Source organism: Klebsiella sp. CN_Kp097 (assembly GCF_040064495.1).
Classification (GTDB): domain Bacteria; phylum Pseudomonadota; class Gammaproteobacteria; order Enterobacterales; family Enterobacteriaceae; genus Klebsiella; species Klebsiella aerogenes.
In genome coordinates, this window is sequence record NZ_JBEAIL010000015.1 from 1 (window position 1) to 3,052 (window position 3,052).

The following is a 3,052-nucleotide window of genomic DNA, read 5'->3' on the forward strand; positions in this document are numbered from 1 at the left end:
AACCGCTGACCTCTTGCATGCCATGCAAGCGCTCTCCCAGCTGAGCTATAGCCCCACAGAACCTCTTTACGAACCAAATCCGCTGGGTGCAGAATTTGGTGGAGCTAAGCGGGATCGAACCGCTGACCTCTTGCATGCCATGCAAGCGCTCTCCCAGCTGAGCTATAGCCCCGTAACGTAAAGCGTGTCGTGTTGACGGGCGGCATAATATGAATTCCTTCGCCAGGTGTCAACGGCAAAATTACCCCTCCTGATTCAATCGCTGAAAAAGCAGGCAAATAGCTGACAATGCGAGCCTTATCGCAGGCAGGCGTTAAACATGTCACTATTTCCTGTAAAAGGATGCTATAACATGAAGCACTAATTCCCACATATTTACTCAGGAAATAGTATGCTCAAGGAACGAATGACTCCGGAAGAAATTGCGCATCTAACTGGCTTCAGCCGACAGACGATAAATAAATGGGTCCGTAAAGAGGGGTGGCAAACTTCTCCGCGGCCTGGCGTGCAGGGAGGCAAAGCGCGTCTCGTACACGTTAACGAGCAGGTACGAGAGTTTATCCGCAATGCCCAGCGCGTAGCGGAAACGCCCTCGCCCTATTCGGTCGCCGAGACCGATCTCGAGCCATTATTGCTGACGCTCTGTAAAGAGATGACTCATCGCGAACAGAAGCAGCTAATGTCGCTGCTGCTGCGTGAAGGCATAACCGGGTTGTTAAACCGTCTTGGAATACGCGGCCAGTAAAAAACGAATGATGAAACTGAAAGAAAAAATGACGCCTGCAGAGCTTGCCGAAGTTCTGGGTCTGGCCAGACAAACGGTCAACCGCTGGGCGCGGGAACAAAAGTGGCGAACCGAGGCGATTCCCGGCGTCAAAGGCGGGCGTGCGCGTTTAATTGTCATCGACCGGCCAGTGATCGATTTTCTGACCAATATTCCGGCATTTCGTCATCTGAATGAAGAGTATCAGCTCGCCGAACAGCCCAGCGGCTACTTTATTAATGAAGCGGATGCGGTATGGCGGCAAATCGCCGATACGCTGCAGCTGATGACCGCCGCAGAACAAACTCACCTGCGCGATCTTCTTGCTCGCGATGGTATTAGTGGCTTCCTGGCGCGGCTAGGTATTAACACTGCGACAAAATAGCGGCGAAAAAAAACGGCAGGATTAACCTGCCGCTTGCTTTAGCTTACGCTCGGCCTCAGGACTGCTGGCTTTCGCGTTCGGCGATAAACGCCAGCGCTTTATTGATACGTTCAACGCTACGGGATTTACCGATGGCATGAACGGTGACATCCAATGCCGGGGACTGACCCGCGCCGGTTACGGCCACGCGCAGCGGCATGCCCACTTTACCCATGCCCACTTCCAGCTCATCGGCAGTCGCCTGAATCGCATGGTGGACATTTTCCGCCGTCCAGTCGCTAATGGCCGCCAGCTTATCGCGAACCACTTCCAGCGGCTGACGCGCCACCGGGCGCAGGTGTTTCTTCGCTGCATCGGCGTCGAACTCGGCGAACTCTTCATAGAAGTAACGGCAGCTCTGAGCAATCTCTTTCAGCGTTTTGCAACGCTCGCCCAGCAGTTTAACCAGTTCGGACAACTGCGGGCCGTTACGGGTATCGATATTTTCCTGCTCAATGTGCCACTGCAGATGCGTCGCGACATATTCTGCCGGCAGCGTGTTGATGTAGTGATGGTTTAACCACAGCAGTTTATCGGTGTTGAACGCACTGGCAGACTTGCTCACCGCGCCCAGCGAGAAGAACTCGATCATCTCTTCGCGGGTGAAGATCTCCTGATCGCCATGGGACCAGCCCAGACGCACCAGATAGTTCAGCAACGCTTCCGGCAGGTAGCCGTCGTCACGGTACTGCATCACACTCACCGCACCGTGGCGCTTGGAAAGTTTTTTACCGTCATCGCCGTTGATCATCGATACGTGCGCATAAACCGGCACCGGCGCATTCAGCGCTTTCAGGATATTGATCTGGCGCGGGGTATTGTTGATGTGGTCTTCACCGCGGATCACGTGGGTGATCGCCATATCCCAGTCATCAACTACGACGCAGAAGTTATAGGTCGGGGAGCCGTCGGTGCGGCGAATGATCAGATCGTCCAGCTCCTGGTTGCTGAATTCGATCGGCCCGCGGATCTGGTCGTCAAAGATAACCGAACCTTCCTGCGGGTTGGCAAAACGCACGACGCAAGGCTCATCGGCGGCGTGATGCTGATGATCATGGCGGCAGCGGCCGTCGTAGCGCGGCTTTTCACCGTTCGCCATCTGTTCTTCGCGCAGCGCGTCCAGACGTTCTTTCGAGCAGTAGCATTTATAAGCGGTACCTGCTTCCAGCATTTCATCAATAACCGCGTTATAGCGATCGAAACGTTTAGTCTGGAAGTACGGACCTTCATCCCACTCCAGATTCAGCCAGTTCATCCCATCCATGATGGCTTCAATTGCTTCCGGGGTGGAGCGTTCGAGATCGGTGTCTTCAATACGCAGCACAAACTCACCGCCGTGGTTACGTGCAAAAAGCCAGGAATAGAGAGCAGTACGCGCACCGCCAACGTGCAGATAGCCTGTTGGGCTTGGCGCGAAGCGAGTTTTGATTTTCATGAAATGGCCTTACGTTTAATAAAGATGCCGATAGTCGGCAGTGTTCTTGGAATTGATAGGGGAATATTCTAACACCACGGGCTGATTCCTCAATGTAGATCCCGCCTCAACATCACGCTTTACCATTTTTGTTTATAAATCATACGCCGAAGCTGATTTTGCGATCGCTTTGTTTAATTTTACGACGAACAAACAAATTATTTAGAAAAGGCGTTGACTCAATTTCAACTCTCCCTATAATGCGACTCCACACAGCGGGGGTGATTAGCTCAGCTGGGAGAGCACCTCCCTTACAAGGAGGGGGTCGGCGGTTCGATCCCGTCATCACCCACCAACTACTTTACGTAGTCTCCGCCGTGTAGAACAGAAAATTGAGAAGTGGGTGATTAGCTCAGCTGGGAGAGCACCTCCCTTACAAGGAGGGGGTCGG

The 3,052-nt window shown here is 53.3% G+C and carries 3 protein-coding genes and 2 tRNA genes; 3 read left to right on the forward strand and 2 right to left on the reverse strand.

The genetic code is table 11. From position 1 onward, the window contains the following. Positions 1-96: 96 nt before the first annotated feature. Positions 97-172 (reverse strand) — tRNA-Ala (locus ABLV07_RS16315). Positions 173-391: 219 nt separating this feature from the next. Here ABLV07_RS16315 and ABLV07_RS16320 point away from each other — a divergent pair. Continuing rightward, entirely contained in the window at positions 392-745 is a 354-nt protein-coding gene (locus ABLV07_RS16320; RefSeq protein WP_013878158.1) for a YfeC-like transcriptional regulator, read from the forward strand. Between the two features lie 7 nt (positions 746-752). Then, positions 753-1,148, forward strand: a complete 396-nt coding sequence (locus ABLV07_RS16325; RefSeq protein ID WP_015365514.1) for a YfeC-like transcriptional regulator — start codon at positions 753-755, stop codon at positions 1,146-1,148. Between the two features lie 55 nt (positions 1,149-1,203). On the opposite strand, the gene gltX is transcribed toward ABLV07_RS16325, so the two are convergent. After that, positions 1,204-2,622: a glutamate--tRNA ligase gene (gene gltX, locus ABLV07_RS16330; protein WP_020078209.1), complete on the reverse strand. Its 1,419-nt coding sequence runs from the start codon at positions 2,620-2,622 to the stop codon at positions 1,204-1,206. 258 nt (positions 2,623-2,880) lie between these two features. Here gltX and ABLV07_RS16335 point away from each other — a divergent pair. Next, positions 2,881-2,956 (forward strand) — tRNA-Val (locus tag ABLV07_RS16335). The last annotated feature ends 96 nt before the right edge of the window (positions 2,957-3,052 follow it).